The sequence below is a fragment of the Saccharothrix sp. ST-888 genome (assembly GCF_000955975.1).
Lineage (GTDB): Bacteria > Actinomycetota > Actinomycetes > Streptomycetales > Streptomycetaceae > Kitasatospora.
On the sequence record NZ_JYJF01000018.1, the window covers coordinates 1 to 26,619 of the forward strand.

The window sequence follows — 26,619 nt, forward strand, 5'->3', positions numbered from 1 at the left end:
CGTCGGAGCTGCGGGTGCGGTCCCAGACGGTGCCGTTGGTGAGGGTGAGGGCGTGGAGGGTGCCGTCGGGGAGTGCGGTGGTGGTGATGGCTGTGATGGCGCCGTTGTTGTCGATGTTGCGTGCGTGGGCCTGCCAGGTGCCGTCGGAGCTGCGGGTGCGGTCCCAGACGGTGCCGTTGGTGAGGGTGAGGATGTGGAGGGTGCCGTCGGGGAGTGCGGTGGTGGTGATGGCTGTGATGGCGCCGTTGTTGTCGATGTTGCGTGCGTGGGCCTGCCAGCTGCCGTCCGAGCTGCGGATCCGGTCCCAGACGGTGCCGCCGGTCAGCGTGACGGCATGGAGGCTGTCGTCGGGGAGCGTGGCGGCCGCGGCGGCGGTGAGGCCGCGGTTGCTGTCGATGATTCTCGCGTGCGGCTGCCAGACGCCGCTCGCCGAGCGCACCCGCTCCCACAGCGAGCCGTGCGGCGCGGCGGGCGGCGGGGCCGGCGGCGTGGGCGCGTCGAGGATCCGGTCGTACCGGAAGGGCAGGAAGTCGTTCGCGTTCAGGTAGGCGCGGGTGTAGGTCGACTGCCGGGCCTTCGTCCCCGGGCGGGCCAACTCCAGCACCACGGCGGCCGAGTGCGCCGCGTCCGCCCACTGCTTGAACAGTACGACGTGCTGGTCCGTCTTGTCGATCATGTCGCCGGCCTGGAGCTCGTCCAGGCTGCCGAGCCGGGTGGCGAAGTCGGGCAGCGTCCAGGTCGTCGCGCCCCAGTTGTCGGCGCCGCTCGACGGCAGGTTCCAGGCCATGGAGATGAAGCCGGAGCAGTCGGTCCGGTAGGTGCCGTTGCCGTCCGTGTAGTACACGCTCTGGCTGTACGGGACGTTCTCCGCCACCCAGCTCTGCGCCCTGGCGATCACGTCGGCGCGGGAGATCGGCTGACCGGCCTGCCCCAGCGGGTCGGTGACCGGACCGGCGGGGAAGCCTGCGGCGGCGGCGCCCGCGGCGAGTTCCTCGGCCGTCGCGGTGTCGGGGTTGGGGACCGTCGGCGTGAACGGGGTGAGCCTGCCCGAAGGCGTCCGGATGCCGGGCCCGGCGGGCCGGGGGGAGGAGGCGGACCTGGAGGCCGACGGTAAGTCGGCGGCGGCCCGCCCGGTGGCGGCGTACGAGACGCTGGACGCGCCTACATCGAGGCAGAGGGCGATGGCGACGGCGACCGACAGGGCAGAGGGTTTGCGGGTCATCGGCTTGCGCATGGGAGGGGTCTCCAGTGGCGGTGGCGACGGAGGCCCGTGCGAGGTCGTGCACGCCAACGCCGGGCCGACTGCCTGACCTCCACCGGACGGGGCTCGAACCACCGGCCGCTGACCCCCGATCGGACTCCCGATGATCGGAGGGCCCGGCCGAGTCCCCCGTCCGGCGCGCCGTCCGACGGTGGATTCGCTCCCGGCAGTAACCCGAACGAACGAACCCGAAGCGGCCTCGGCCCGGCGCGCCGGGCCGGGTCAGCCGCCGGGGCGCCCGGGAGTGCCCGCCGCGAACTCGATCTTGCGCAGATCGCGTGCCGCCGCACGGTCGAGCAGCACCGTGGAGGCGCAGCCCGCGGCGGCGCCCGAGCCGTCGGCCAACTCGGCGCGCAGCCGGGCGGTGCTGCCGCGGTGCCGGGCGAAGGCGTACGCGGAGACCTGGCGGCCCCGGGCCTGCTGGCCCTGCCTGGCCTCGGCCGGGGTGCTGTCGAGCAGGACGAGATGCAGCCGGCGGCCCTGGCTCAGTGCCGTCCGGGCCAGCCAGTTGCGCACCCAGGGGAGGGTGCCGCAGTCGTGCACGACCAGCGGGCCGCCGGCCAGCAGCGCCCGGTACAGCCGCCGGTAGTGGCGCAGCCGGACCAGCGGGCGGTACACGGCGTAGGGCAGGCCGGGCGGGAGCAGCCGGGCGTAGTGCTCGCGGCTCAGTTGGGAGTCGACGATCGGTGCTCGGGCGCACCGCCGCATCAGGGTGCTCTTCCCGCTGCCGGGAAGGCCGGTGACCACCACCAGATCGCCGGACGGGTAGCTCAGCACGGCCGGGCCGGTGGCGGCCGAGCCGCGCCGGAGGTCGTGCAGGCCGTGCGGGTGCAGGACGAACGGCCGGTCGGCGACGCGGGACTGCCTCGGTATGGGCCAGGCGCCGGTGCTCGCGGCGACGGGCCGGGTGGGGCTGGATCCGACGGTTTTTCGCACTGCCCCTCCTCAATCTCCCGGATTTCTCCTCAATCCTCGGCTGCCCAAGGATTCACCAAGGAATGGTAATCCCGGGGTCCGACAGTGCCGCGGTGCGGAAGACGGCTGGGACCGGGTCAGGGAGGATTCGGGACGGTCCTGTGACGTTTTGACTCCCCGTCGCGTTGATGCCTGCGGGAATCCGGGTGTGCGGAGGTCTTGGATGGTCGCGAGCGAGTGTGGCTGCGCCGGCGGTGAGGGCGTCGGCGGCGGTGGCTTCGGCAGCGGAAGGCGAGCCGTGCTGGGCCGGGCCGAGGATGTCCGCTGGGCGGCCGGAGCGCTGGTCGCGGGGCTGGCGGTGGCGCACGGCTTCGGGAACTTCTATGCGCTGACCGCCCGTCCGGAGGCGGCCGTGGTCCGGCGGGTCAACCTGATGAAGGGCCGGCCGCCGGGCCGGACCGGCAGCGTGACCACCGCCCCGGCCCGGATCCCGCTGCTCTTCGACTGGGCGCGGCTGCCCGCCGGAATCGGCCACCGGGAGGTGACCGCGCTGATCGACGCACTGTTCACACTGGGCCCGTTCGGCTTCCAGGGGCCCGCGCCCGACGATCTGCCGAGCCATCTGACGGCGGACTCGGAGGACGGGCGCACCGTCCAGGTGATCGCCCCCGGCTACTCCTGCCCGTCGAACGACTTCCTCTCCCAGGCCGTCTCCGGCAGCCGGGGTGACCTGCTGTTCATCACCTCGGCCAACCGCTCCCGGTTCGCCACCGGCGCGGCCGAGGAGCCCGCGCACTGGCGGGCGTCGGCCCTGCGGGCCGAGTTCGGCCGGGAGGCCGGCGTGCGGGTGCTGGAGCACGCCGACGAGGAGGCCGCACGGCGCAACCATCCGCTGCACGAGCCGATGTCCACCTCGGTCCTGGCCTTCCACCGGACCGACGGTGTCGACGAGCACGGGCGGCCGCGCCTGGTGCTCCAGCGGCACGGCTCACTCCCGCTGGATCAGATCCGGCAGACTGTCGAGCGCTTCGGCTTCGGTCTCGCGCTCGGACCCGGCGCGCAGCGGCGGCTGGCGAAACGTCAGTACGACGACCACTCCGGCAGTTCCGGCGACGGCGTCAGTCGACCGTCACAGCGAGCCGACCCGGCCTCCTCGCCCGGCTAGCGTCGCCCGGCCCGCCCCCCGACACGTCCCCCATTGGTCGGTCGGTCTAAATCCATCTGTGGCGCGCTTGTTGCCGTTTCATTACCACCTGAGTGATCTTGCCCGGGCAATTCATGGCATCCTGGGGCGCTATGGCCGGTCGAGCCTGGCCGACCGGTGAAATGTGGGGGGACAGGGGTAGTACGGATGAGATTCTGCTTCCTGGTGGAGGAGCAGTACCGCAACGACGGTATGCCGCTCGACGTCGTGCGCCAACTGAGGGCGTGGGGCCACCGGGTGGACGTCCTGCGGCCCGGCAGTTCGCTGCTCGACCTCGGCGAGCTGATCCGGGGCGGCGACCACGACGCCTGGGTGCTCAAGACCGTCTCCGGAGGCCCCGGCCTCGGGCTGCTGGAAGCCGCCGCCACCGTCGGACTGACCACCATCAACGACGCCCGTGCGATCCGGGGGGTCCGCGACAAGGCACAGGCGGCCGTTCTCGCGGAGGTCGCCGGCCTGCCCGTCCCGGCGACCTGGGCGGCGGCCAGGCCCGAGGACCTGGCCCGAATACCGGCGGACCGCTACCCGTTGGTGGTCAAGCCCGCCGACGGCAGCTCCGGCCGGGCCGTCCACCGGGTCGACCGCCCCGAGGAGCTGGCGGCACTGGCGGCGCTGGGGGAGCGCCCCGAGGGCGAGGGCCTGCTGCTCGCGCAGCCGTACGTGCCGAACGCGGGCGTGGACCTCAAGGTGTACTGCGCCGCCGGTGAACTCTTCGGCACCGAGCGCACCTCGCCGCTGGCCGGGGACGGCGGGCCGGTGCGGGAGCGGCCGGTGGCGCTCGCCGCCGAGGTCGCCGCCATCGCCACGGCCGTCGGCGAGGTCTACGGCCTGGACCTGTACGGCGTCGACATCCTGCTCGGTCCCGACGGGCCCGTGGTGGTGGACGTCAACGACTTCCCGAGCTTCCGCCAGGTGCCGGACGCCGTGGCCAGGGTCTCGCGGGCGATCCTGCGGCTGGCGCGGAACGGCTCCTCCTGGCCGTCGCCGCGAGCGGCCGGTGTCCGGATCCCCGAACAGGTGGCCGCCGTATGAGGATCGGTCTGCTGACCGCGGCCCCCGGCCACCCGCTGCTGGCGGACACCACGGCCCTGCTCACCGCGGCCGGACATCGCGTCGAGCACCTCGCCCCCGGCGGTCCGCCGCCCGGACCGGCGTCGCTCGCCGACGTGTACCTGCTCAAGGCCCGCACTCCGGCGGCACTCGCGCTCGCCGAGCAGCTGGAGGGCAACGGCGCACCGGTCGTCAACTCGGCCGCCTCAACCGGGTTCTGCCAGGACCGGGTGCGGATGGCCGACCTCGCCGAGCAGGCCGGACTGCCGTTCGCCGCCACCACCGGGCTGCCCGACCTCGACACCCTGGCCGCCCGCGGCCCGGTGCGGCACCCGCTCGTGGTGAAGAGCCGGCTGAGCCGCCGGGGCGACCTGGTCGCCCGGGTCGCGGACGACCGGCGGCTGCGTGAACTCGCCGACCGGTGGCCGGGCGAGCCGGTGGTGGTCCAGGACCTGGCGCCGGGCTCGGGCTGGGACCACAAACTCTGGGTGGTCGCGGGCGAGGTCTTCGCCGAGCTGCGCCACTCCGAACTCGCCGACGGCGAGCGGCAGCCTTCCCGTGCCGTCGGCGAACTCCCGCAGGGGTGGGCGGAGTTGGCGATCAAGGTCGGCGCGGTGTTCGGGCTGGACGTGTACGGGGTGGACATCCTGGACGTCGGGGGTGCGCCGCTGATCGTGGACGTGAACGCCTTCCCGGGGATCCGGGGGCAGCGCGGTGCGCCAACGGCCCTGGCGGCGCTGGCCGTTGCGGTGGGATCCGGGCGCCGCCGGCCGAGCCGGATCGACCGGGCGGCAGCCTGCGGGGCCGTGTGACGGCGCCGCTGCGAGCCGGTGCCCGGCAGCGGCACCGAAGGGCGCTGCGCACACCTGCTACAGCGGGGCCACCACTTCGCCGCTGGCGGCGGAGAGCACCGTGATGGCCTCCACCGGGCACATCTCCGCGGCCTCGGTCAGCCCCGGGCGGTCGTCCGACACCGGCCGCAGCGGCCTGGCCCGGCCGTCCGGTCCCAGTTCGAGGTCCTCGGGAGCGGTCCAGGTGCAGGCGCCGGTCCCCACGCAGCGGGTGCGGTCCACCCGGACGACCAGTTCCTGCCCTGCGGCGCTCACCAGGCCACCAGCAGCGACGCCGGGCTGCGGGTCAGCAGGCCCTCCCGCCAGGAGATCTCCTCAAGGGGGCCGGCCAGGCGCAGGCCGGGCAGCCGGTTGGCCAGGCGGTGCAGGCCCAACTCCAGTTCCATCCGGGCCAGCCAGGCACCGAGGCAGTGGTGCGGCCCGGCGCCGAAGGTGAGGCTGGGGGTGCCGAGCGGCGCGAAGTGGTCGAGCGGGCCGATGGCCGGATAGACCTCGGGGTCGTGGTTGGCCGTCCTGATGTCCGCGGCCACCACGCTCCCGGCCGCGATGGCCACCCCGCCGATCTCCAGGTCGGCCACCGCCCGGCGCAGCAGTCCGGGCAGAGCGGTGGCGTCGCTGAGCGGTATGGCGCGCAGGATCTGCTCTGAGGCTGCGGTCGCGTCGGCCAGGTCCACCGCGATCCGGGCCCACGCCTCCGGGGCCTCGGAGAGCAGCTGGACCAGGGCGTTGCCGAACGAGGTCATCGTGGTCTCGTGCCCCGCCACCACCAGTCCGCAGACCATGGCGGTGAGTTGACCCTCGGTGACCCCCTCGGTCTCGGCCGCCGCCAGGAGCAGGCTGCTGACCAGGTCGTCGCCGGGATTCTTCCGGCGGTCGGCGATGAGCTGCTCCGAGAAGGCGTAGAACTCCCGCATCGCCTGCCGGACCTGCTCAGCCGGGTAGGCGGAGGTGGACAGTGCGTGGTCGCTCCAGTGGCCGAGGCGCTGGAGGTCGACGCCGTCCAGGTCCATCAGCCGGCTGATCACCGCGATCGGCAGCGAGCGGGTGAGTCCGGCGACCACGTCGACCGGTGAGCCGGCAGCCTCCAGGTCGTCGATCAGCTCCTCGATCACCGTTTCCACCCATGGCCGCCAGCGGGCGATCGCCCTTGGGGTGAAGGCGCGTTGGACGGTGCGGCGCAGCCGCTGGTGCTCGGGGCCGTCGATGTTCAGCAGGCCCTCCGGGTCGTCCAGGAGGTTCGGGCCGGTCGAGGTCGGCGGCGCGTCCGGTGCGAACAGCGTGGCGCGGTCCAGGCGCGGATCGGTGAGCACCTGCCGGACATCCGCATGCCGGGTCGCCAGCCAGACCGGTGTGCCGTTGGGCAGTGCGGTGAGCCTGGGCGGGCCGGGCTCCGCGTGGCGCAGGCAGTGCAGCGGGATCAGCGGTTGAGCGGATGACGTCTCACCGTGCTCGACAGTCATTCCGGCCTCCTCGCGGTCGGGGGAGGGCACGCCGCGTCGGCGCGCCGTTACCGACGGTAACTCGCCAAGTCCCCGGCAGGAAGAGTGTGAACCGGCCAATGGATCACCGAATGTCAGCCATCCGGGATCGATCGGGCGACCCGGGGGACCAACTGTTCGATGCTGTCGGCGCATTGTTCGGCAGCGGGTCTCCCGGATCGGTGACGACCGGTCCTGTGGATCGGTGATGGCCGGTCCCACGGATCGGTGACGTTCGGCCCCACGGATCGGTGACGTCCGGTCAGACGCCGGTCTCGGCCGGGAGGCGGCCGGAGCGTACGGCGGCGAGCAGTGCGGCGTGGTCGGCCTCGCTCTGGTCCGCGTACGCCACCGCGAACGCGGCCATGGCCTCGTCCAGGGCCTCGCCCTTGCCGCAGTACCCGGCGATCACGGCCGCGGCGGCGGTGTGCGCGTGGGCCCGCGCGAGCAGCGCGCCGGTCAGCCGGCCGTAGTCGTCCAGCTGCTCCGGCAGCAGGGCCGCCGGGTCGACGCTGCCCTTGCGGTTGCGGAACTGCCGTACCTGGTAAGGGAGTCCGTCGACCGTGGTCCAGCCCATCAGGACGTCGCTGACCACCTGCATCCGCTTCTGGCCGAGCACCACCCGGCGCCCCTCGTGCGTCGCCGCAGGTGCCGGGTACCCCGCCCGGGCCAGGTGCGGCAGCAGGGCGGACGGCCGGGCCTCCTTGACCTGGAGCACCAGCGGCTCCGAGCGCCGGTCCAGCAGCAGCACGACGTACGAACGGGTGCCGACGCTGCCGGTGCCGACCACGCGGAACGCCACGTCGTGCACGCTGTAGCGGGCCAGCAGTGGGTGCAGCTCGACCGGGACCGTCTCCAGGTATCCCGCGAGCGAGTCGGCCACCGCACCGGCCTGACGATCCGTCATTTCGCTGAGGACGGGCGGCGCGGCGATGAACCTCCACTGGCCGTCCCGGCCCCGGACGGTGGACTTGGCGGCGAACTTGGCGCTGGTGTTGCGCAGCGCCTTCGCGCTCACCCCGCCCAGCACGTCGGCCAGTTCGTGGGCGTCGGCGAAGGACACCAGGTGATCGTCGGCGACGGCGTTCCAGGCGTCCTGCGCGGGGAGCCCTGCCAGCAGGCGCATCGTCCGCCGGTACGAGCGGACCGCGTCGAAGGCGGCCTTGCGGCAGACGTCCTCGCCGGCACCGGCCTGGCGGCCCGCCAGGACCAGACTTGCCGCCAGCCGCTTGACGTCCCACTCCCAGGGGCCCGGCACGGTCTCGTCGAAGTCGTTGATGTCCGTCACCAGCCGGCCCCTGGCGTCGCCGTACAGGCCGAAGTTGGCCGCGTGCGCGTCGCCGCACAGCTGCGCCGTGATCCCGCTCGTCGGTCCGGCGGCCAGGTCGCAGGCCATCAGGCCGGCCGAGCCGCGCAGGAAGGCGAACGGCGAGGCGGCCATCCGGCCGACCCTGATCGGTACCAGGCGCGGCAGCCGTCCGGCGTTGGCGTCCTCGACGGCCTGCACCACGCTCGGGCGGTCCTCGGTCAGGGTCAACCGCGCATGCGATTCGCGGGGGACCTGCTCGCGCAACTGCCGTCCGCGCCGTTTCTCCCCGCCCGGCGGCGGCCAGGGTGCGAAGCCCGCCACCGCGAAGGTCCTGGACCCCTCGCGCACCGCCTGTCCCTCGGTCCCCGTTCTCGGCTCGACCAACCCCACCACTGCCGGACTCCGTTCCGTCACATGCCATCAGTCGGCGTTGCTCCTGGTGGAAACGCTACCTGTTGGGCCCGGTGGGCGGGGAGGAGAGGGGCCGGCGGGTGGGGAGGGCAGGGGAGGGAGGATCCGGGGGAGCGGGGTGTGCGGAGGGGGCGCGGGCGGTCGGGTGGGGGTCGTAGCATGCCGGTATGCCTCATGACCCCCGTGCGTTGGACGAGAACCTGCTCGACTTCTGGCGCGAGTACCACCTGTGCACCCTGACCACCCTGCGACCGGACGGCACCCCGCACGTCGTCCCGGTCGGCGCGACCCTCGACCCGGAGACCGGTACGGCGCGGGTGATCAGCGGCCGGAACAGCCGCAAGGTCCGCAATGTGCTCGCCGCCGGCCCGGAGGGGCTGCGGGTCGCGGTCTGCCAGGTGGACCGGGCGCGCTGGTGCACGCTGGAGGGCATAGCCGTGGTGCGTGAGGAGCCGGAGCAGGTCGCCGACGCGGTGCGCCGCTACGCCGAGCGCTACCGGCAGCCGAGGGAGAACCCGGAGCGTGTGGTCATCGAGATCACGGTGGACCGGGTCCTCGGGCGGGCCTGAGCCGCGCGGGCGGCGGGCGCTCAGCGATCGTTTATCGGCTGTTGAGGGCCGAGGGCGAGGATGACGAGGTCCGTCAGCCGCAGCCGCGAGGAGATGCCCGCCGAATGCCGTCCAACGACCTTGCCCACCCTGCCGATCACGTCCACGCCGACCACGCCGACGCCGGGGACACCGAGAACTTCCGTACGCTGCTGAGCAGGCTGGTCAGTTCACTGGAGGCGGACCGAGAAGCCCTTGCGGGCGGCGGGGCTACCGCCCCGGCGGGGCGGTAGCCGACGTCCTGCGCACCGGGAGGTGCGGGCTGTGAAGCCGGTTGTCCAGAGATCTGGTTCGGAGACGGTGCCATTACGCGTGCTGCCGTTACACCACCGCCGGCACGGGGCCGGGCGGCCGGGATTCGAACCCGGACCACGTCCACCAGAAGGGAAGTAACCGTCCCCTTCGCACCTGGACGAGGAGAGCCTATCCGAGCCCCGGGCCGGTCGGCCTCCGATTTTCCGCCGGCCGGGGCCTGCCGGGGCCGGTGGTGCCACAACGGGTCCGGCTCTCAGCCGAGTTGGAGTACCTGCTCCACGAAGGCGTCGAGGTTGAGCCGGGTCCGGATTCATGTGCCCGGAAACCGGCAGCGGGTCCTCCCGGCGCCGCCTGATTTTCCGGGGGGTCTGTCGTTATGCTCGTGCCGGTGCGATGATCAAGCCGGTCCTTGACCGAGCCGCCCCACGAGGGCGGCTGGATCCTGCCGCGTGCGACACCCGCGCGGACGGCGGCCGAGCCCGAGGGGGCACATGGAACAGCGGAACGTCCTGATCACCGGCGGCTCGGCCGGCATCGGACGCGCGTGTGTGGAACGGTTCGCCGCCGGCGGCGACCGGGTCTGGTTCACCTACCACTCGGGCCGGGAGCGGGCCGCCGCCCTCGCCGAGGAGCTGAACCGGAGGCGGCCCGGGGCCGCCCGGGCCTTCCCCTTCCGCCAGGGCGAGTGGGCGGACCACGAGCGCCTGGTGGGCGAACTCCCCGGCCCGGTCGACATCCTGGTCAACAACGCCGGAGTCGGCTCCGCCACCGTCCGGCACTATGTCGACGGGCCCGAGCACGAGCAGGACGCCGCGCTGCTGCGGATCAACGCGGTCGGGCCGCTCTGGCTGATCCAGCAACTGCTGCCCGGGATGCGGGAGCGCGGCTTCGGCAAGATCGTCAACGTGTCCAGCGTCGGCGGGGGAGTCTCCCAGTTCCCCGGCTTCCGGCTCGCCGACGGCATGAGCAAGGCCGCCGTCGGCCACCTCACCCGGCAGCTGGCCGCCGAACTCGCCCACGAGAACGTCGACATCTTCGCCGTCTGCCCCGGCGCCACCGCGACCGGCATGTTCGAGGCCAGCACCCTCACCGGCCTCTCGACCGACGAACGCGCCGGACTGCTCGCCCGCCTGCCGCGCGGACGGCTCATCGAACCCGACGAGGTCGCCGAACTGGTCCACTGGCTGGCCGGGCCGCACTCCGCCCTGCTGCACGGCGCCGTGATCGACGCCTCGATGGGGCTGGGCGTCCACCCGGGACTGATCACGGGAGCCGCGAGCACGGCCGGCACCGGATCCGCCGCACAGCCGGCCGAGTCGAACCCCGGGAGCCACTGATGGTGTCACGGACCGCCGCCGCCCTCACCGCGGCCTCACCGGCCATCGCCGAGGCCCACTTCCGCGCCGAGGCCCGGCCCTACCACCCCGAGCTGCGCCCGGACGGCTACCTCAACCTGGGCACCGCCGAGAACCGCCTGGTCGGCGACCTGCTCGCGGACCGCCTCGCCCGGCCGGGCGCGCTGACCGAGGACGACACCCGCTACGCCGAACTCCACGGCAGCCCCGTGCTGCGCGAGCGGATCGCCGAGCTCCTCACCCGCACCGGCCACTCCCAGGTCGACCCCGAGAACCTGGTGGTGGTCAGCGGTGCCACGGCCGCCCTGGACATCATCGCCACCATCCTGTGCGACCCCGGCGAAGCGATCGTCGTCCCCGCCCCCTACTACGCGGCCTTCGACACCGACCTCGGCGGCCGGTCCGGCGCGCAGGTGGTGCCCGCGCCGATGGACGAGTCCGACGGCTTCGCGCTGTCCGCCGGGGCGGTCGACCGTACGGTCCGCGAGCTGGGCCGACAGGGCGTCACCGTCCGGGCCGTGGTGCTGGCCTCGCCGTCCAACCCGCTCGGCCAGGTGCACAGCGCCGAGCAGCTGCGCGAACTCACCGAGGTCGCGGCGGCCCACGATCTCGACCTGGTCGGCGACGAGCTCTACTCGCACTCGGTGTTCGGCCCGACCCCGTTCACCAGCCTGCGCGACCCGGCGGTCGGCCGGGCCAGGGCGGGCCGGACCCACACCATCTGGGGCTTCGCCAAGGACTTCGGCCTGCCCGGGTTCAAGACCGGTGTGCTGCACGTGACGGACCCCCGGGTCCGCGAGGCCGCCCGTGCGCTCTCCTACTTCACCCCGGTCTCCACCGGTACGCAGGCCTTCCTCGCCGACCTGCTGGCCGACCCCGCGTGGACGGCCGACTACCTCGCCGAGAACCGCCGCCGCCTCGCCGCCTCGTACGCGGCCACTGCCGAGGCGCTGGCGCAGCAGGGCATACCGCACATCCCCGCCGAGGCCGGCTGCTCGCTCTGGCTGGACCTGCGCGCCCACCTGCCGGAGCCGGGCTACGACGGTGAACGCAGGCTCTGGCAGACCATCCTGGAGCAGGCCAGGGTGAGCATCATCCCCGGCGAGATCTTCCATCCGAACGGCCCGGGCTGGTTCCGGCTGTGCCACACCCAGGACCAGGCGACGGTGGCCGAAGCCGTGGCCCGGCTGGGCAAGCTGCTCGGTTCCGGGTCGCCGGCGCGGCCGTCCTGATGCCGGACCCGCAACCCGCACTCCGGAGTGACGTGATGATCAGGAACCTGGCCTTCGACCGGTTGCACAACTTCCGTGACCTCGGCGGCTACCGCACCGAGGACGGCCGTACGGTGCGCTGGGGCAGGCTCTACCGGTCCGACTCGCTGGCCAAGTTGACCGGCGGGCCGGACCGGGAGCGCTTCCTGGCCCTCGGCATCCATACCGTGATCGACCTGCGCTACCCCTGGGAGATCGAGGCCAGGGGCCGGGTGCCGGAGGACCTCGGGACCGACTACCACAACCTCAGCATCGAGCACCGCCCGTACGACCAGGCGGCGCTCGGCCCCGAGATCGACACCGCGCACTTCCTGGCGGAGCGCTACGCGGAGGTGGCCGAGGACGGGGTCAAGGAGATCCGGCAGGCGCTGGAGGTGATCGCCGCCGACAGCGCTCCGCTGGTCTTCCACTGCGCGTCGGGCAAGGACCGGACGGGCATCGTGGCCGCGCTCGTACTCGACCTGCTCGGTGTCCCGGCGGAGACCGTCGTCGCCGACTTCGCGCTGACCGGGCTCGCCACCGAGCGGCTGGTCGCCGACTGGCGCGGGGCGCACGGCGGCCGCGAGCCGCGCTGGCCCGGGTACGGACAGGCCCCGCCCGAGCTGATGCGGCTCTTCCTCGGAGGGCTGGCCGCGCGGCACGGGTCGGTGCGCGGCTACGTCCACGAAGTACTCGGCCTCGGACCGGAGTTCGGCACCCTGCTGCGGGAGCGGCTGCTCGACGGGTAGCGCTGCTCAGGGGCGCGGGGAGCCGCCCGAGCGCTACTCGTGGGGCTCCCCGCACCTTTGGGTGGCATGCGGCTGGGCCGTCCGCAGTTGGGCGGCGAGGACGGCGGGGGCCTCGGCCAGGGAGGGGCCGTACCAGGTGAGGTGGCGGCCGCTGACCAGGGCGCAGGGGATGCCGGGGAAGGACTCGGGGCCGTCCGTGGCGGAGAAGCGGTACGGTTCGTCCGGCAGGACGGCGAGTCGGGGCCCGGCGGCCAGCAACTCGGTGATGGGGATGGCGGGGTAGCGCTCCGGGTGGCCGGCGTGGATGAGCTCCACACCGAGCCTGTGCAGCAGGTCCCCGGCGAAGGTGTCCCGGCCGAGCACCATCCAGGGCCGTCGCCAGATCGGCACCACCGCCCGTACGGACACGGGTACGCGGTCCACCGCCTCCCACGCCGCCCCGGCCTCGTCCAGCCAGGCCGGGCGTGGCAGTCGGCAGGCGACGGTGAGCAGCCGGTCCAGCGAGGAGAGGGCCTGCGGCAGCGTACGGACCTCGGTCACCCAGACGGGCACCCCGGCGGACCGCAGTGCCGCCAGGTCGGGGGCGCGGTTCTCCTCCTCGTTGGCCACCACCAGGTCGGGACGGAGCGCGACGATCCGTGGCACGTCCGGGTTCTTGGTGCCGCCGATCCGCTCCACCGCGAGGCCGGCCGGGTGGGTGCACCAGTCGGTGGCGCCGACCAGCAGGTGCGGCGCGGTGGCCGCGACGGCCTCCGTCAGCGAGGGCACCAGCGACACCACCCGCCGTACCGGCCCGAGCCGTACGGCCGTGCCCTGGTCGTCGGCCTCGGTGCGGAACGCTGCGCTCATGCGGTCACCGTACTCCGCCGAGCGGCTCGCCGTCCGTCCGCGCTGTGACGGACCGTCAAGTCAGCCGAGGTCCGCTCGGGCGGTGCTGCTGCGGCCGGTTGCGGGGCCGCCGACGGCGCCTGGTTGACTGCGAGGCGACCGAGAAACCCCGGAGGTCCCGGAGATCCCGGAGATCCCGGAGCCCCGGACACCGGCCGGCGCGATCGAACAGATCGACCTGACCGAACAGACCACCAGGACCAGTCGAGGACCCATGCACACCCTGCCCCCTCTGCTCGCCGCGTTCGTCCCCATCTGGTTCATGACCGCCGTCGGCTACCTGGTGGGCCGCACCGGCCTGTTGGGGCCGCAGGCGGAGGCCGTCCTCGGCCGGTTCGTCTTCCATGTGGCCATGCCCGCCGCACTGTTCACGATGATCGCCCGGACGCCGCTGGACAGCTTCGCCAACGCGTCCATGCTGGCCTTCGTGGCCGGCACGGCCGTGGCCTCGCTGCTCGGGGTCGCGGCGGCGCGGTGGTGGTTCGGCCGGAGCCTGGCGGACCGGACCATAGCCGGGATGGCGGCCGGGTACGTCAACTCCGCGAACCTGGGCATCCCGGTGGCCCTCCAGGTGCTGGGCGACGCCTCGTTCATCGCACCGGTACTCGTCTTCCAGGTGCTGGTGGTCACGCCGGTGGTCCTGACGCTGCTCGATGCCGGTACCGGCCGGAGCGAGGAGGACGGGGAGCGCACCGGTCGGGCGACCAGGCTGCTGATGCTGCCGCTGCGCAACCCGATCGTGCTGGCCTCGGCGATCGGCGCCCTCGCCGCCGCCACCGGGTGGCACCTGCCGCCCACCCTGGGCCACTCCTGCGAACTGCTCGGCGGTGCGGGCGTGCCGACCGCGCTGATCACCCTCGGGATGTCGCTGCACGGCCGGCGGCCGGCCGGCAGCCCCGCCCAACGGGCCGAGGTCGGTCTGACCGTCGCGATCAAGACTCTCGTCCAGCCCCTGGTCGCACTCGCCGTGGGCAGCCTGGTCCTGCACCTGCCCCAGCACCAACTCCTCGCCGTGGTGGTCTGCTCCGCACTGCCCACCGCGCAGAACGTGTTCATCTACGCCCGCGAGTACGGTCTGAGTACGGCGCTGGCCCGCGACTCGGTGATGTTCTCCACCCTGCTGTCGATGGGCACGCTCTCACTGGCCGGCTGGCTGCTCGGACACCGCTAGCGCCGCCCCGGGATTCGGCCAGGTAACCTCTCGATATCAAGTATCTTGACGTCGAGATTTATCTCGGGCAAGCTGCCTCCGAATCTCTTGATGTCGAGATACATTCCCAAGCGGATCGGAGGCCGGCGATGCGGCGCGGCGCGGACACCCAGGAGGCCCGGCGGGGCGGAGACGGTCTGGTGGCGCAGCTGCGCCGTCCGCCAGGCGGGCGTGATGCGCGGATCATGCTGCTCGCCCTGTTCCTGGACCGCACGGGTTCGGGAGTGTGGGCCGCGTCCTCGGTCCTCTACTTCACCTTCGTGGCCGGCCTCGACGCCCGGCAGCTGGGCCTGCTGCTGGGTACGGCCGGGGTGGCGGGCATCGTCGGCTCACCGCTGGCGGGCCGCCTGGCCGGCCGCCTCCCGGTGCGCTCGCTGCTGATCGGCTGTCACCTGCTGCGCCTCGGAACCCTCTGCCTGCTGCTTGTGTGCACCGGCTTCGACGTGCTGCTGCCCGTGGTCGCCGTCACCTCCCTGGGCGACCGGGCGGCCAGGACGCTGGAGATGCTCTTCGCCACCCGGGTGGCGGGCGAGCGGAGCTCCACGTACCGGGCGCTGTCGCGCAGTTCGATGAACGCCGGCTACGCACTCGGCGCGGGGATCGCCGCGGCCGGTCTCGCCGTGGGGACGCGTGACGCCTATCGCGCGCTGATCCTGGCCAACGCGCTGTCGTTCCTGGTGGCCGCGGCGCTGGTGTGGCGCTCCCGGGAGCCGCGCGGCGACGGGCGGGCGGCGGCGCGGCCCGGCGGCGCGGCCACGGCGGACCACTCGGCCGCACCGAGTCCGTGGCGGGACCGCAGGTACCTGCTGTTCGTCCTGCTGGACACCCCGATGTGCCTGGACGACTCGATCCTCAACGTCGGGCTGCCGCTGTGGCTGGTGAACCGGACGGCGGCGCCGCACGCCGTCGTCCCGGCCTTCCTGATCGTCAACACCGTGCTCGTCGTCGTCCTGCAGATGCGGGTGGCGGCGAAGGTCGAGGGGCCGCGCCAGGCCGCGGGGGCCGTGGTCCTGTACGGGCTGACGATGCTCGGGTGCTGCACGGTCCTGGCCCTCGCCACCGGAGGCGGTGCCTGGACGGCCTCGGTCGCCATGCTCGCCGCGGCCGTGCTGGTCACCGCGGCGGAGCTGACGCGTTCGGTGAGTTCCTGGGAGCTGGCGGTCTCACTCGCACCTCGTCAAGCGCGGGCCTCCTACCTGGGAGTGGCCGGCATGTCCCAGTCCGTACAGAAGTCCGCCGGGCCGCCGCTGCTGACCGGTGCGGTGATGGCTGCCGGGCCGGTGGGTTGGCTGGTGCTCGGGGCGGCGGTCGCGGGGCTCTCGGTCGTGCAACGGCGCTCCTGCCTGCGGCGGCTGGACGCGATGCTCCCGGCAGCGGAACCCGGCGCACCGTCAGGGGCCGAGCCGGCGGGCGCGGATCCCGGTGCCCACGGCACCCCAACTCCCGTCGGCGCAGCGGCAGCAGGGACCGCCACCGTCGGCGAGACCACCGAGGGGCCGGACGCGGACGGGTCGCGGCTGCGGCCGGTCGCCGGGACCGGGGCACCGCGCAGGGGCACCTCCGGCTGATCGGCCGGCAGTCCGGTCCGCTCGTCGACTGATGCGCAGCGCGGTTGCGGTGCGGAGGCTCTGTCCGGCTACTGCGGGGCCCGCAGGCACGCCTCGGTCGCGACGGCGCGCGCCGTGCCGGCCTGGGTCAGTCCGCTGACGCAGCCCGGCTGATCTCCCACCAGGCCGTGGTAACACGCCATATGGACGGCGTCCGTGACCTCGGTGCCCTGTTCCTGGACGTAGTCCTGGCAGGACTTGAGGTCGGCGTGGGCCGCCGGAGCGGCGACGACGACGCTGCCCAGGGCGAGGGCCAGGCCGGCCAGCACGCTGGGGATACGAGCCGAAGGACGCATGGGGATGCACCTGCTCTCTCGGTCGGGTCACGCGATCCCGGGTGCGGCGGACCGCGCGCGGAGGCGGTGCCGAGCGAGCGCCCGAAGGCAGCTGTCCCTGGAGACCGGAGACCGAGCACCACGAGGGTCGAGCAGGAGGTGTGCCGCCCCGCCGTGCGGATGGGGTGCGCTCTCTCCCGGACCCGGTCGGCCCGGCATCGATCACCCTCGCTCATACGACGCTAGAACACTTGCCGAACCCACGCACTCCCTGGTGGACGGAGCCCGGCACGCCGCCCCCCGGCCGTAGTCGGCCGCCGCCGTCCGGCCCAGCGCCTCGAACGACGGTGAGGTCGTGGGATCACCGGAGCGAGAGCGCACCCGGGTACTTGGCGGACCGCCGGGCCTGTGGTGCCGAGTCGCGCTCCCGCCGCACTCCTCAGGTCACTTCGGAGCGCTCGGAGCGCTCGGAGCGCGGATCGGCGGGGTGCCGCGAGCGCAGCGGCGCCGCCGCGAACTCGGCCATGCCGCCGGAGAATCCGACCGTCGGGTGCCAGCCGAGTTCGTCCCGCAGCCGGGTCGAGTCCGCCGTCACGTGCCGGACGTCGCCCAGCCGGTACTCGCCGGTCACCACCGGCTGCGGGCCGCCGTAGGCCGCAGCCAGCGCCACGGCCATCTCGCCGACCGTGTGCACCACTCCGCTGCCGACGTTGAACACCCGCGCACTCCCCGCAGGGCGGTCGCCGACCGCCGCCAGCGCCGCCAGGTTGGCCGAGGCGACATCGGCGGCGTGGACGAAGTCGCGCCGCTGCGCGCCGTCTTCGAACACCCGGGGGGCCTCGCCCCTGGCCAGCGCCGAGCGGAACAGCGACGCGACCCCTGCGTACGGTGTGTCGCGGGGCATCCCGGGGCCGTACACGTTGTGGTACCGCAGCGTCAGCACCCTTCCACCGCAGGCCCGCGCCCAGGCGGCGGCCAGGTGCTCCTGCGCCAGCTTGGTCGCCGCGTACACGTTGCGGGGATCCGTCGGCGCCTCCTCGCCCACCAGGCCCGGGGTCAGCGGTTCGCCGCAGAGCGGACACGGCGGCTCGAACTGTCCCGCCTCCAGATCGCCCACCCGGCGCGGACCCGGTGCGACCTCCCCGTGCAGCGCGCAGCGGTAGCGCCCCTCGCCGTACACCACCATCGAGCCGGCCAGCACCAGACTCCGTACCCCGCTCCGCGCCATCGCCGCCAGCAGGACGGCGGTCCCCAGGTCGTTGCAGCCCACGTAGTCGGGTGCGTCGTCCAGGTCGAGACCGAGGCCCACCATCGCCGCCTGGTGGCAGACCGCGTCCACCCCGAGCAGCGTCCGCTCCACCACCGCCCGGTCCCGTACGTCGCCCCGGACGAACTCGACCCCCTCGACCTGGGCCGGCTCCCGCCCGGCCGGATGCACGGCGGGCAGCAGCGCGTCCAGCACCCGCACCGTGTGGCCGGCCCCGACCAGCTGCGCCACCACCGCCGACCCGATGAACCCGGCACCGCCGGTGACCAGAATCCTCATACCCGTGAAGCTAGCCGCTCGGCGAGCCCGGGTGACCGCGCCCCGGCCGGCCGTCAGCACCTCGTAATCTCCTGCGGGACGGTCGAGCCGGGGATTCGGACGCCGTGGCCCCGGACACTGTGGACCCCAGGCGGCGCCGTGGCCCCCGGACGGTGCGGGTGGCAGCGGCCGTGGCGCGGCATGATGGAACCGTGCCCGAAGGTGACACCGTCTACCGAACCGCCGCCCGCCTGCACCAGGCCCTCGCCGGCCGGCTGCTGACCGGCGCGGACTTCCGGGTGCCCGCCCACGCCACTGCCGACCTGTCCGGTCGCCGGGTCCTGGACGTCACCCCGCGCGGCAAGCACCTGCTGACCCGCTTCGACGGCGACCTGACCCTGCACACCCACCTGCGGATGGACGGCAGCTGGGAGCTCTACCGGACCGGCGAGCGCTGGCGCGGCGGGGCCGCCCACCAGATCCGCGCCGTCCTCGTGACGGCGGAGCACACCGCCGTCGGCTACCGCCTCCCGGTCGTCGAACTGCTGCGCAGCGCCGACGAACAGCGCGTCGTCGGCCACCTCGGCCCCGATCTGCTCGGACCGGACTGGGACCTTGCCGAGGCGCTGTGCCGGCTCACCGAACAGCCCGAACTCCCGCTTGCCGAAGCCCTGTTGGACCAGCGCAAGCTGGCCGGCATCGGCAACGTCTACGCCAACGAGCTCTGCTACCTGGCCGGTGTCACTCCCTGGACCCCGCTGGGCACCGTCCCCACCCTGGACCGGATACTCGCCCGCGCCCACCAGCTGCTCGACGCCAACAAGCTCAGGCCGGGCCACCCCACCACCGGCGAGACCCGCCCGGACCGCCGGAACTTCGTCTACGGCCGCGCCCGCCGCCCCTGTCTGCGCTGCGGCACCGCCATCCGCACCGCCCCGCACGCACAGGGCCAGGGCCGTGACCGTCCGGCCTTCTGGTGCCCCCGCTGCCAGCACGGGCCGGCTCCAACCGTCCGGCGCTGAGTCCTGTCCGGCGCTGAGTCGTGGTCGCGGTCACCCGAAGGCGCTGCCCGACGGCCGCCCTCCCGGGACGGTTCAGGGCAGCACCAGGGCCGGGTGGCGCGGGTCGTCGGCGCGCACCGTGAGGTCGGCCAGCGCGGACGGGTCGGTCTCGGACTCGTAGCGGGCGAAGGCCGGAAGCGTCCACTGCTCCCCGGCGGGAGTCCGGCGGGCCAGCGCACCCGGGGTGAGCGCGAGATGCACCGTGAGTTCGAACGGCAGCCAGCGGCCGAGCAGCAGTGCGCCGTCCAGCAACAGCACTCCACCGGGCGGGAGTTCGGTGTAAGGCGCGCGGGTGGCGCGGTCGGTGGCGGGGTCCCGGAGGGAGGGCAGCACGCGTCCGCTCCCGCCCGGTTCGAGCGGGTCGAGCACCTCGCGGAGCAGTGCGCCGTCGTCCAGCCAGGTGTCGTGGAACGCGTCCGGGTCCTGGTGGCCGTACTCCAGGCGCAGCGAGGCCGGGCGCAGGAAGTCCGCGGCGGACACCCGCAGCACCGGATGTCCGCGCAGCCGGAGCGGTTCGACCAGGGCGTCGGCGAGTTCGCGGGGGCGGGCGGCCGGAGCCCCGTCGACGGCGACCCGCAGCCGGCGGCCCGCCGCCCCGGACGCGAGGGCGTCGATCCGGTCGGCGAGCAGGTCGGCCAGGCGCTCGGGGGAGATCGGTCTCACCTGCACGGGGTCACCTGCACGGCCGGACGGGTCCTCTCGTGATCGCCAACTCGGCTATATTGCGACGCAACTGATCATCATTCAATGCTCCCGGAGGGCCGTTGTGCCTGCACTGACCCTTGCCGATGTCGAGGCCCTCGCGGCCGACGCACACGCCGGGCAGCTGGACAAGGTCGGTGAACCGTACATCGGGCACCTGCGCGCGGTCGCGGCCGGGCTCGCCCCCTTCGGCGTCGGCCTGCAGATGGCGGGTCTGCTGCACGACGTCCTGGAGGACACCGGGCTCGGCGCCGACGACCTGCTGCGCGCCGGGGTGCCGTCCGACGTGGTCGCGACGGTGCGCCGGGTGACCAAGGCCCCCGATGTGGCGTACCAGGCCATGCTCCAGCAGATCACCACCGACCATTCGGCCACCCTACTGAAGATCGCCGACAACGCGCACAACTCGGTCCCGGCCCGGGCCGCCCGTCTCCCGGCCGCCGACCGGGAGCGGCTCGCGACCCGCTACCGGGCCGCCCGCCGGGTCCTGTGGCCGGCGGTGGCCCCGGCGGACATCCGGACGATCGTCGAGACCGTCAATCCGTCGCTGCTCGCCGAACTGGGGGAGTCCGTCGAACTGCGGGAGTCCGCCGAACCGGGGGGGAGCGCCCCGTTCGGCGGGTGAGTGGCCTGCACGGCGCGGTAGGGGCAGGCTGGTAGCAGAAAGGTACGTGCCGCCCGGTCGGCCGCGCGCCGCGGCGCCGAGCCGAGGGGGGCCGGGTTCGAGCAGAGGGAGCCCGTGATGTCCGACATGCAGGAGAAGTTCGCAGAGAAGACCGAGAAGGACCGGGACGACGTCCGGGCAGCGGACCCGGAGGAGGGCATCACCTCGCTCCAGAACGCGAACGCGCAGTTCGAGTCCCAGGCCGAGGGCGACCGCCTCGACGACGCGACGGAAGACACCGCACGGTGAGCGCCAACCTGGAGCAGCAGCCGCCCCACAGCACGGAGTGGACGGTGCGACTCCGGCTGACCGAGGAGGGCGACCTCACCCAGGCCCACCTCGTGCTGAACACGGGCGCGAACATCATCGAGGCCGCCGCCGAGGCCCGCCGCAGCCCCCACGATCCGCCCGTCACCGTGATCGGCGACGAACTCGCGGCGGGCCGCGCCCTGATCGAACTGGGCCACCGCCTGGTCCACGCGGGGTCGGTGGCCGCCGAGGCGGCGGAGTCGGCCCGACGGCGGGACGTGGAGTGACCCGACCGCTGTCCCTCGCTCCCGGATGGGTCGGGGAGCGAGGGACAGCCCCTCGTCAGAACATGATGTAGACGTCCGGGGTCACGGCCTGGGCCTGGGCTGCCGTGACGAACAGGAGTCCGGTGACGAGGGTTGCCACCGCGGCGATTTTCCTGCGCATGTTGTGAATACGTCCTTGGCTCGTAGGGCTTGAAATCCCCGAGCTAAAGCATTAGATTTAGCCGTCCAATGCCTCGCTCGCGAGAGGACCCTACTGTGGCCCGGCGCCGCATATGCAATTGCCGCATATGCAATTAAGGCAGTATTTTCAGTCTTCCGGTGAATCATCCGCCCGATGACGTGTCGCTTCCCTTCATCTGTTCGGTTATCGCGTCGAGCATTTCCCGGGCTCGGGTCTCCTCGACGGGGGAGCGGATCAGGCGGGCCAGCCGTACGGCTTCGGTCAGACGTTTCACCGCTCCCGCGCGGTCCCCGAGTGCGGCCTCGGCGCCGCCGATGCCGCGCAGGGCGATCGTCTCCTCGTGGGCGGATCCGATGGTGCGGGCGAGGTCGCGGGCGGCGGCGTAGTGGCTCCTGGCCTGCCGGTGCTGTCCGGCGCCGGTGCAGGCGTGGCCGAGGGCGATCAGCGCGTTGGCCTCGTTGCGGCGGTCGCCGAGCCGGCGGCAGGTGGAGAGCGCGGCCCGGCACAGCGCGAGCGCCCGGGGGAGTTCCGCCGGGATGGTCAGGGTGCCGGCCAGATTCATCTGGATGGCGGCCAGGTGGTCGTCCGTACTGACGCGCGAGGCGAGGTCCAGAGCCTCCTCGAAGGACCGCCGCGCCGATTCCAGGTCGCCCATTTCCTGCTGGAGTTGTCCGATGTTGCTCAGACTGCCGGCCGCCAGGCGGGAATCGCCGATGTGGCGCAGTTCCGACAGTGCCTCCGTGAAGGCGGCGAGGGCCGAGGGCTGCTCCCCGAGGAGTGAGAGCGACACCGCCGTGTTGTTGAGGATGCGGGCCCGGTTCCAACGGCCGCCGTGGCCGCCGTGGCCACCATGGCTGGCGTGCACGCGCAGGGCGGAGCGCTGGATCATCAGTGCGGTGTCGAACTCGGCGACGGCCCAGTGAAGGGTTGCGAGCAGCAGGTGGGCCTCGATGAGACCGTCCAGGTCGGCGGTGGTCTTGGCGAGGGTGAGGGCGTGCTCGCCGGCGTCGTACGCGGGGGTGTAGCGGGACCGGCGTTCCAGGGTCGCACCGAGGTTGAGCAGGGCGCGGAGCCTGGCCCGGGTCTCGCCGACCGCCTCCCAGTGGGTGGCGGCGGCCCGGTGCATGGTCTCGGCGGCCGCGAAGTGTCCCTCCTTGTGCAGGAATTCACCGAGGACGTGGGCCAGCCAGGCGGCCTCGGCGGGATGTCCGTGCCGCCGGGCGAGCCGTTCGACGGAGATCAGTGTGCTCGCGGACCGGACGAGCCAGCCGTGGGCCTCGGTCCCGTCGGCCCACTGCGGCTGCGGCGACGGCGCCGCCGCGTGCGGGACGGGAAGCCGGGTGCGCAGCGGGTACAGCAGTCGGTCGGCCCGGTCGGCGGAGAGCAGGCAGAAGGCGGTCAGCCGGTGCAGCGCCTGCTCCCGCTGCTCGGGCGGTTCGTCCCGGGCGGCCAGGTGGGCCGCGTAGTCGGCGAGGGGGTCGTGTGCGCGGAAGCGGTCCGGGGCCGGCTCTTCGAGGAGATGGCAGTCCAGGAGGCTTTCGAGCATGCGCTCGGCGCGGTCGATGCCCAGCCCGAAGAGCGCGGCCGCGTCGTACGGGCCGAAGTCGGGGCCGGGGTGCAGGCCGAGCCTGCGGAAGGCCGTCTGCTGGTCGGGTGTCAGCGACAGGTACGACAGTTCGAAGGTGCGGGCGATCTCCTCCGATCTGTGCCGGATCTCGCCCAGCCGTCCGGGTTCTCGGGCCAGCCGTTGCACGAGGTGGTGCAGCGACCACGCCGGATGGGCCTTGAAGCGGCTGGCCACCAGGGTGACGGCGAGCGGGAGGTACCCGCAGCGCTCCACGATCGCCCGGACCTGGTCCGAGTCCTCGGCGCGGTCCGGTCCGACGAGGTGGCGGAAGAGCGCGACGGCGTCGTCCACGGCCAGGGCCTGCACGAAGACCGGTGCGGACCCGGGAAGTTCGGCCAGCCGGTGGCGGCTGGTGACGAGGACGAGGGACGGTGACCGCTTGGGGAGCAGGGGGCGGACTTGATCAGGGCCGGCCGCGTCGTCGAGGACGATCACCGCGCGGCGGGCGGCGAGTTCCCGCTGCCAGAGCGCGCCGAGCTCCTCGGCCCCGGCGGGGATCGCTTCGGGCGGCAGTCGGAGCGCCCGGAGCAGGGTGCGGAGGGCTGCTTCGGGAGTGAGCGTCTCCTGGGTGGGGGAGTGCCCGCGGAGGTTGAGGTAGAGCTGGGCATCGGGGAAGCGCTCGCGCAGCAGCTCGGCGGCGTGGACGGCCAGTGCGGTCTTCCCGATGCCGCCCATCCCGGAGATGGCCTCGATCCTGATCACCCCGCCGGGGCCCGCCGCACTGCGCACGTCGGTGAGCCGGGCCAACTCCGCCTCCCGGCCCACCAGATGGGCGACCGGCGGCAGGGTGGACGGGCCGGGGACGGCGGCGGTCGCACCGGGGCGGCCGGGGCGGAACCGGTCGCGGAGCAGATCGGCCGGCGGGGCGCCCCGGAGCACCTGGCGGTGGATGCGCGCGAGTTGCTCGCCGTCGTGCCCCGCCCAGGTGAGGTAGCTGCGGCCGAGTCCGCCGACAGTGCGCTGTCCGCCGTCGGCGGGCCGGGAGAGCTTGATGTTCCCGGCGCCGTGCGGCAGGCGGACCACCGGGCCCCGGATCTGCTCGATGCCCTGCGAGCCTGCGGCCAGCGCGAGGTCGAAGTCCGAGCGCACCGCCTCCTCCCACGGCAGCACGGCGGCGCCGAGCCCGCGCAGGAAGGCGTCCACGCCCGGGTTGAAGGCGTGCGGTGCGACGGTGAACACGACCTGGATCCGCAGGTCGGACCGGAGCAACTCGAAGATGTCCTGCAGCCGTTGGCCGTACACCAGGGTGTGGACGGCGACCAGGACCCGCTTGCAGCCACCGAGCGTCGCCCACTGGTCAGGGGCGCGGCGGACCGGCGGGCGCCCTGCACTCTTCGAAGCCATGGATGCATCCCCCTTGATCGGTTGATCGATGGGACCGACTGTCCGGCCGCGCTGTGACAGCACTTCTGCGGCCGTGTCGAGGGGATGCCCGGGGTGCCTGGCGGAAGGCCTGTCGGACGCTTGCAGAAACCTTGCGGACCAGGCTGGTCGAGTCCGTCCACTCCGAACCGCCCTGCTGCCAAGCGCACCGGGCCGCCACGGCTCAGCCCGCGCCCGAAGCCGTCGCCTCTCCGTCGGAGACGGTCTGCTGCCCGCTGCGCACCGGACGTGCTTCCTCCCGGAGAGCCGGGCGAGGAGCGGAAACGGACCGAGCCCTGCCAACGAGTGTCGGCAGGGCTCGGCTACGGCTCTCGCGTCCGATCTGTCAATGCCCGGAAAGAGTGATTCAGACAGTGACGGCTTGACGATCGCCCGACCGGTCGCGCGGGTCGGGCGGGTGAGTCAGGCACGCGGGTCAGCAGCGGCCGAGGGTCTCGCACTCCTCCCAGCGGGTGGTCGGCACCTCGGCGGACCGGCCCGACGGAGCCAGCTCGGGCGCGATCCGCTGCGCGGGCGCCTTGCCGGACGGGGCCTTGGCGGGCCCGGCGGCGAGCCGGACGGCGATGGCGTCCAGGACGGCGCGCGGGCGCGGACCGGCGTAGTTGTTCACCAGCACGGTGAACGCCAGCTTGCGTCCGTCCGGCGCGGTGGCGTACCCGGAGATGTTGTCCACGCCGCTCATCGAACCGGTCTTGGCGTGCACGTTGTTGGTTGCGGCCGTGCCCTGCATCCGGGCCGCCAGGGTGCCGCCGACCATCCGGGCGGGGTTGCCGGCGATCGGCAGCGCGTCGTACCAGCTCTTGAACCACGGCTTGCCGGCGGCCACCTTGAGCAGGCCGGTCATCTTGCCGGCGGTGACCAGGTCGTAGCGGGACAGGCCGGAGCCGTCGACCTGGCGGCCCGCCGGGTCGGCCAGGCCGTTGGCCTTGAGGAAGCCGCCGACCTGGTTCACCCCGGCGGCCCAGCTGCCCTGCCCGCCCTTGACCTTGCCCATCTCCTTGGTCAGGTGCTCGGCGATGCCGTTGTTGCTGAGCTTGAGCAGCGGGGGCATCAGCTCGGCGAGCGGACGCGAGTCGTGCCCGGCCAGCGCCTTGGAGGTCTCGCGGCCGGTCGCCGCCGTCACGCCCTTGCCGACAGTGACGCCGTGCCGGGCCAGCGCACCCGCGAAGACCTGGCCGGTGTAGCGGGTCGGGTCCTCGACGGTGGCCAGGAAACTGGCGGGGGCGCCGCCGGCCGGCACGCTGCCGGTCAGCGCGAGCACGTTGAGGGCGCGCTCGCGCTGGACGTCCGCGCTCTGCGCGCTCCCGGCCGCACCGGTGGTGATCTGCCCGCTGAACTTCATCGGTGCCTCGGCCGGGAACAGCGAGACCTTGGCCGCCTCGCCCTCCTTGCCGGGCGTGACGGTCACCTTGACGGTGTCCATCACGTACTCGCTGTCGGTGGCGATCGTGAGACCGGAGATCTGCGGGCTGTAGGAGTACGGCTCGTCGTCCCAGGCCCAGCCCTGGCCGAGCGGCACGTTGTCGTACCGGCTGCCGTCGGCCAGCACCCGGCCGTTGACCTTGGTGATCCCGGCGGCCGCCACCTTCGCGGCCAGGTCCTCCAGGTCCTGCGGCAGCAGGCTCGGGTCGCCGCCGCCCTTCAGCACCAGGTCGCCGTTGAGCACGGAGCCCTTGCGGGTGCCGGTGGTGCGCACCTCGGTGGTGAACTCGTAGTCCGGGCCGAGCAGGTCGAGCGCGGCGGCCGAGGTGATGGTCTTCATGGTGGACGCCGGGGTGAGGTAGGCGTCGGCCTGGTGCTGGTAGACGACCTTGCCGGAGCCGAGGTCGACGACCTGGACTCCCGTCTCGTCGCCCGCCATCACCGGGTTGGCGAGGATCGCGTCGAGGTCGGCCGCGAGGGTCGGGTCGGCCGGTGACGGTGTGTCCGCCTGGGCGGAACCCGCCAGCACGGAGACGGCGAGAGCCACGGCGGCGAGGGGCAGCGTACGGCGGTGCAGGCGCGCGGGCAGAGGCAAGATCGCTCCATACGTCGGGGTACGGCGAGGCGCAGCCGAACCCCCACCGCACCGGAGCAGGGCGCGGCCGAGTCACAGGCCCCCACAGACCGGCACGGAGCGGCCGAAAGCCCCCGCTTGTCGTCAGGCGCAAACTATCATCAGACAGTCGGTCAGATGATCGCCAGATCGCCGGATCCGGCGCGGTGCCCGGAACACACCACCGATCTCCACGCCGCCGGAAGCCGAAAGGTCTCACCCGCCCGGA

Annotated in this window: 25 protein-coding genes; 14 read left to right on the forward strand and 11 right to left on the reverse strand. The window is 73.3% G+C overall.

What is annotated here, in order from left to right; translation table 11 throughout:
* A partial coding sequence (locus UK12_RS36435) for a hypothetical protein (protein WP_197084700.1) occupies positions 1 to 1,234 on the reverse strand: 1,234 nt, incomplete at its 3' end.
* A 249-nt stretch (positions 1,235 to 1,483) separates the two neighbouring features.
* Positions 1,484 to 2,197: an AAA family ATPase gene (locus tag UK12_RS09325; protein ID WP_156178621.1), complete on the reverse strand. Its 714-nt coding sequence runs from the start codon at positions 2,195 to 2,197 to the stop codon at positions 1,484 to 1,486.
* Positions 2,198 to 2,399: 202 nt separating this feature from the next.
* Here UK12_RS09325 and UK12_RS09330 point away from each other — a divergent pair, with 202 nt between their 5' ends.
* From UK12_RS09330 to UK12_RS09340, 3 genes are all read left to right on the forward strand, one after another.
* Positions 2,400 to 3,341 carry a hypothetical protein gene (locus tag UK12_RS09330; protein WP_045301686.1) on the forward strand — a complete coding sequence of 314 codons (942 nt, stop codon included), beginning with the start codon at positions 2,400 to 2,402 and terminating at the stop codon, positions 3,339 to 3,341.
* Positions 3,342 to 3,527: 186 nt separating this feature from the next.
* A complete protein-coding gene (locus tag UK12_RS09335; protein WP_045301688.1) occupies positions 3,528 to 4,412 on the forward strand; it encodes an ATP-grasp domain-containing protein in 885 nt (294 codons plus the stop codon).
* Positions 4,409 to 5,242 carry an ATP-grasp domain-containing protein gene (locus UK12_RS09340; RefSeq protein ID WP_045301690.1) on the forward strand — a complete coding sequence of 278 codons (834 nt, stop codon included), beginning with the start codon at positions 4,409 to 4,411 and terminating at the stop codon, positions 5,240 to 5,242. Before UK12_RS09335 ends, UK12_RS09340 begins: the two co-directional genes overlap by 4 nt.
* A 57-nt stretch (positions 5,243 to 5,299) precedes the next feature.
* Here UK12_RS09340 and UK12_RS09345 read toward each other — a convergent pair whose 3' ends face one another.
* The 3 genes from UK12_RS09345 to UK12_RS09355 all read right to left on the reverse strand — a co-directional run bounded on the left by UK12_RS09345 (position 5,300) and on the right by UK12_RS09355 (position 8,416).
* The gene (locus UK12_RS09345; RefSeq protein ID WP_231591112.1) at positions 5,300 to 5,536 is read right to left on the reverse strand and encodes a ferredoxin; all 237 of its coding nucleotides are present in this window, start codon (positions 5,534 to 5,536) and stop codon (positions 5,300 to 5,302) included.
* Positions 5,533 to 6,741 carry a cytochrome P450 gene (locus UK12_RS09350; protein WP_045301692.1) on the reverse strand — a complete coding sequence of 403 codons (1,209 nt, stop codon included), beginning with the start codon at positions 6,739 to 6,741 and terminating at the stop codon, positions 5,533 to 5,535. The genes UK12_RS09345 and UK12_RS09350 overlap by 4 nt, the downstream gene beginning before the upstream one ends.
* 280 nt (positions 6,742 to 7,021) lie before the next feature.
* A complete protein-coding gene (locus UK12_RS09355; RefSeq protein ID WP_045301694.1) occupies positions 7,022 to 8,416 on the reverse strand; it encodes a DUF2252 domain-containing protein in 1,395 nt (464 codons plus the stop codon).
* A gap of 230 nt (positions 8,417 to 8,646) precedes the next feature.
* Between UK12_RS09355 and UK12_RS09360 the strand changes: the two genes are divergently transcribed.
* From UK12_RS09360 to UK12_RS09375, 5 genes are all read left to right on the forward strand, one after another.
* The gene (locus UK12_RS09360; RefSeq protein ID WP_045301696.1) at positions 8,647 to 9,048 is read left to right on the forward strand and encodes a pyridoxamine 5'-phosphate oxidase family protein; all 402 of its coding nucleotides are present in this window, start codon (positions 8,647 to 8,649) and stop codon (positions 9,046 to 9,048) included.
* A gap of 104 nt (positions 9,049 to 9,152) precedes the next feature.
* Complete coding sequence (locus UK12_RS39535) at positions 9,153 to 9,320, forward strand: hypothetical protein (protein WP_156178622.1); 168 nt, start codon at positions 9,153 to 9,155, stop codon at positions 9,318 to 9,320.
* Between the two features lie 513 nt (positions 9,321 to 9,833).
* Complete coding sequence (locus UK12_RS09365; RefSeq protein WP_045301698.1) at positions 9,834 to 10,679, forward strand: SDR family NAD(P)-dependent oxidoreductase; 846 nt, start codon at positions 9,834 to 9,836, stop codon at positions 10,677 to 10,679.
* On the forward strand, positions 10,679 to 11,929 hold the full coding sequence (locus tag UK12_RS09370; RefSeq protein WP_045301701.1) for an aminotransferase class I/II-fold pyridoxal phosphate-dependent enzyme: 1,251 nt from the start codon (positions 10,679 to 10,681) through the stop codon (positions 11,927 to 11,929). The genes UK12_RS09365 and UK12_RS09370 overlap by 1 nt, the downstream gene beginning before the upstream one ends.
* A gap of 35 nt (positions 11,930 to 11,964) precedes the next feature.
* On the forward strand, positions 11,965 to 12,696 hold the full coding sequence (locus UK12_RS09375; protein WP_045301703.1) for a tyrosine-protein phosphatase: 732 nt from the start codon (positions 11,965 to 11,967) through the stop codon (positions 12,694 to 12,696).
* A gap of 33 nt (positions 12,697 to 12,729) precedes the next feature.
* On the opposite strand, the gene UK12_RS09380 is transcribed toward UK12_RS09375, so the two are convergent.
* On the reverse strand, positions 12,730 to 13,545 hold the full coding sequence (locus UK12_RS09380) for a helical backbone metal receptor (protein ID WP_045301705.1): 816 nt from the start codon (positions 13,543 to 13,545) through the stop codon (positions 12,730 to 12,732).
* A gap of 253 nt (positions 13,546 to 13,798) precedes the next feature.
* Between UK12_RS09380 and UK12_RS09385 the strand changes: the two genes are divergently transcribed.
* Complete coding sequence (locus tag UK12_RS09385) at positions 13,799 to 14,755, forward strand: AEC family transporter (protein WP_045301707.1); 957 nt, start codon at positions 13,799 to 13,801, stop codon at positions 14,753 to 14,755.
* A 128-nt stretch (positions 14,756 to 14,883) separates the two neighbouring features.
* Positions 14,884 to 16,362: an MFS transporter gene (locus tag UK12_RS09390; RefSeq protein ID WP_197084701.1), complete on the forward strand. Its 1,479-nt coding sequence runs from the start codon at positions 14,884 to 14,886 to the stop codon at positions 16,360 to 16,362.
* Between the two features lie 68 nt (positions 16,363 to 16,430).
* Here the strand turns inward: UK12_RS09390 and UK12_RS09395 are convergent, their stop codons facing one another.
* Together UK12_RS09395 and UK12_RS09400 are read right to left on the reverse strand one after the other, a co-directional pair.
* Positions 16,431 to 16,697, reverse strand: a complete 267-nt coding sequence (locus tag UK12_RS09395; protein WP_045301709.1) for a hypothetical protein — start codon at positions 16,695 to 16,697, stop codon at positions 16,431 to 16,433.
* 418 nt (positions 16,698 to 17,115) lie between these two features.
* A complete protein-coding gene (locus UK12_RS09400; protein ID WP_045301711.1) occupies positions 17,116 to 18,222 on the reverse strand; it encodes an NAD-dependent epimerase/dehydratase family protein in 1,107 nt (368 codons plus the stop codon).
* Positions 18,223 to 18,413: 191 nt separating this feature from the next.
* Between UK12_RS09400 and UK12_RS09405 the strand changes: the two genes are divergently transcribed.
* Positions 18,414 to 19,223 (forward strand): DNA-formamidopyrimidine glycosylase family protein, encoded by an 810-nt coding sequence (locus UK12_RS09405; protein WP_045301713.1) that lies wholly within the window; start codon positions 18,414 to 18,416, stop codon positions 19,221 to 19,223.
* Between the two features lie 72 nt (positions 19,224 to 19,295).
* On the opposite strand, the gene UK12_RS09410 is transcribed toward UK12_RS09405, so the two are convergent.
* Entirely contained in the window at positions 19,296 to 19,931 is a 636-nt protein-coding gene (locus UK12_RS09410; RefSeq protein WP_045301715.1) for a uridine kinase, read from the reverse strand.
* 97 nt (positions 19,932 to 20,028) lie between these two features.
* On the opposite strand from UK12_RS09410, the gene UK12_RS09415 reads away from it, so the two are divergent.
* The 3 genes from UK12_RS09415 (at position 20,029) to UK12_RS09420 (ending at position 21,164) form a co-directional block, all read left to right on the forward strand.
* Positions 20,029 to 20,589: an HD domain-containing protein gene (locus tag UK12_RS09415; protein ID WP_045301717.1), complete on the forward strand. Its 561-nt coding sequence runs from the start codon at positions 20,029 to 20,031 to the stop codon at positions 20,587 to 20,589.
* Between the two features lie 117 nt (positions 20,590 to 20,706).
* Positions 20,707 to 20,877: a hypothetical protein gene (locus tag UK12_RS39540; RefSeq protein ID WP_156178623.1), complete on the forward strand. Its 171-nt coding sequence runs from the start codon at positions 20,707 to 20,709 to the stop codon at positions 20,875 to 20,877.
* Entirely contained in the window at positions 20,874 to 21,164 is a 291-nt protein-coding gene (locus tag UK12_RS09420) for a dsRBD fold-containing protein (protein ID WP_045301719.1), read from the forward strand. Before UK12_RS39540 ends, UK12_RS09420 begins: the two co-directional genes overlap by 4 nt.
* Before the next feature lie 323 nt (positions 21,165 to 21,487).
* Here the strand turns inward: UK12_RS09420 and UK12_RS09425 are convergent, their stop codons facing one another.
* Together UK12_RS09425 and dacB are read right to left on the reverse strand one after the other, a co-directional pair.
* Entirely contained in the window at positions 21,488 to 24,316 is a 2,829-nt protein-coding gene (locus UK12_RS09425) for an ATP-binding protein (RefSeq protein ID WP_052681740.1), read from the reverse strand.
* A gap of 454 nt (positions 24,317 to 24,770) precedes the next feature.
* Positions 24,771 to 26,372, reverse strand: coding sequence for a D-alanyl-D-alanine carboxypeptidase/D-alanyl-D-alanine endopeptidase (gene dacB, locus UK12_RS09430; protein WP_052681741.1), 1,602 nt, complete (start codon positions 26,370 to 26,372; stop codon positions 24,771 to 24,773).
* Between the last annotated feature and the right edge of the window lie 247 nt (positions 26,373 to 26,619).

Bases quoted from the DNA above. Each gene is read 5' to 3' on its own strand.
- UK12_RS09370 (WP_045301701.1), top strand. From the start codon at position 10,679: ATGGTGTCACGGACCGCCGCCGCCCTCACCGCGGCCTCACCGGCCATC.
- UK12_RS09385 (WP_045301707.1), top strand. From the start codon at position 13,799: ATGCACACCCTGCCCCCTCTGCTCGCCGCGTTCGTCCCCATCTGGTTC.
- UK12_RS09380 (WP_045301705.1), bottom strand. From the start codon at position 13,545: ATGAGCGCAGCGTTCCGCACCGAGGCCGACGACCAGGGCACGGCCGTA.
- UK12_RS09390 (WP_197084701.1), top strand. From the start codon at position 14,884: ATGCGGCGCGGCGCGGACACCCAGGAGGCCCGGCGGGGCGGAGACGGT.
- UK12_RS09340 (WP_045301690.1), top strand. From the start codon at position 4,409: ATGAGGATCGGTCTGCTGACCGCGGCCCCCGGCCACCCGCTGCTGGCG.
- UK12_RS39540 (WP_156178623.1), top strand. From the start codon at position 20,707: ATGTCCGACATGCAGGAGAAGTTCGCAGAGAAGACCGAGAAGGACCGG.
- UK12_RS09400 (WP_045301711.1), bottom strand. From the start codon at position 18,222: ATGAGGATTCTGGTCACCGGCGGTGCCGGGTTCATCGGGTCGGCGGTG.
- UK12_RS09330 (WP_045301686.1), top strand. From the start codon at position 2,400: ATGGTCGCGAGCGAGTGTGGCTGCGCCGGCGGTGAGGGCGTCGGCGGC.
- UK12_RS09395 (WP_045301709.1), bottom strand. From the start codon at position 16,697: ATGCGTCCTTCGGCTCGTATCCCCAGCGTGCTGGCCGGCCTGGCCCTC.
- UK12_RS09335 (WP_045301688.1), top strand. From the start codon at position 3,528: ATGAGATTCTGCTTCCTGGTGGAGGAGCAGTACCGCAACGACGGTATG.
- UK12_RS39535 (WP_156178622.1), top strand. From the start codon at position 9,153: ATGCCGTCCAACGACCTTGCCCACCCTGCCGATCACGTCCACGCCGAC.
- UK12_RS09425 (WP_052681740.1), bottom strand. From the start codon at position 24,316: ATGGCTTCGAAGAGTGCAGGGCGCCCGCCGGTCCGCCGCGCCCCTGAC.
- UK12_RS09350 (WP_045301692.1), bottom strand. From the start codon at position 6,741: ATGACTGTCGAGCACGGTGAGACGTCATCCGCTCAACCGCTGATCCCG.
- UK12_RS09360 (WP_045301696.1), top strand. From the start codon at position 8,647: ATGCCTCATGACCCCCGTGCGTTGGACGAGAACCTGCTCGACTTCTGG.
- UK12_RS09375 (WP_045301703.1), top strand. From the start codon at position 11,965: ATGATCAGGAACCTGGCCTTCGACCGGTTGCACAACTTCCGTGACCTC.
- UK12_RS09365 (WP_045301698.1), top strand. From the start codon at position 9,834: ATGGAACAGCGGAACGTCCTGATCACCGGCGGCTCGGCCGGCATCGGA.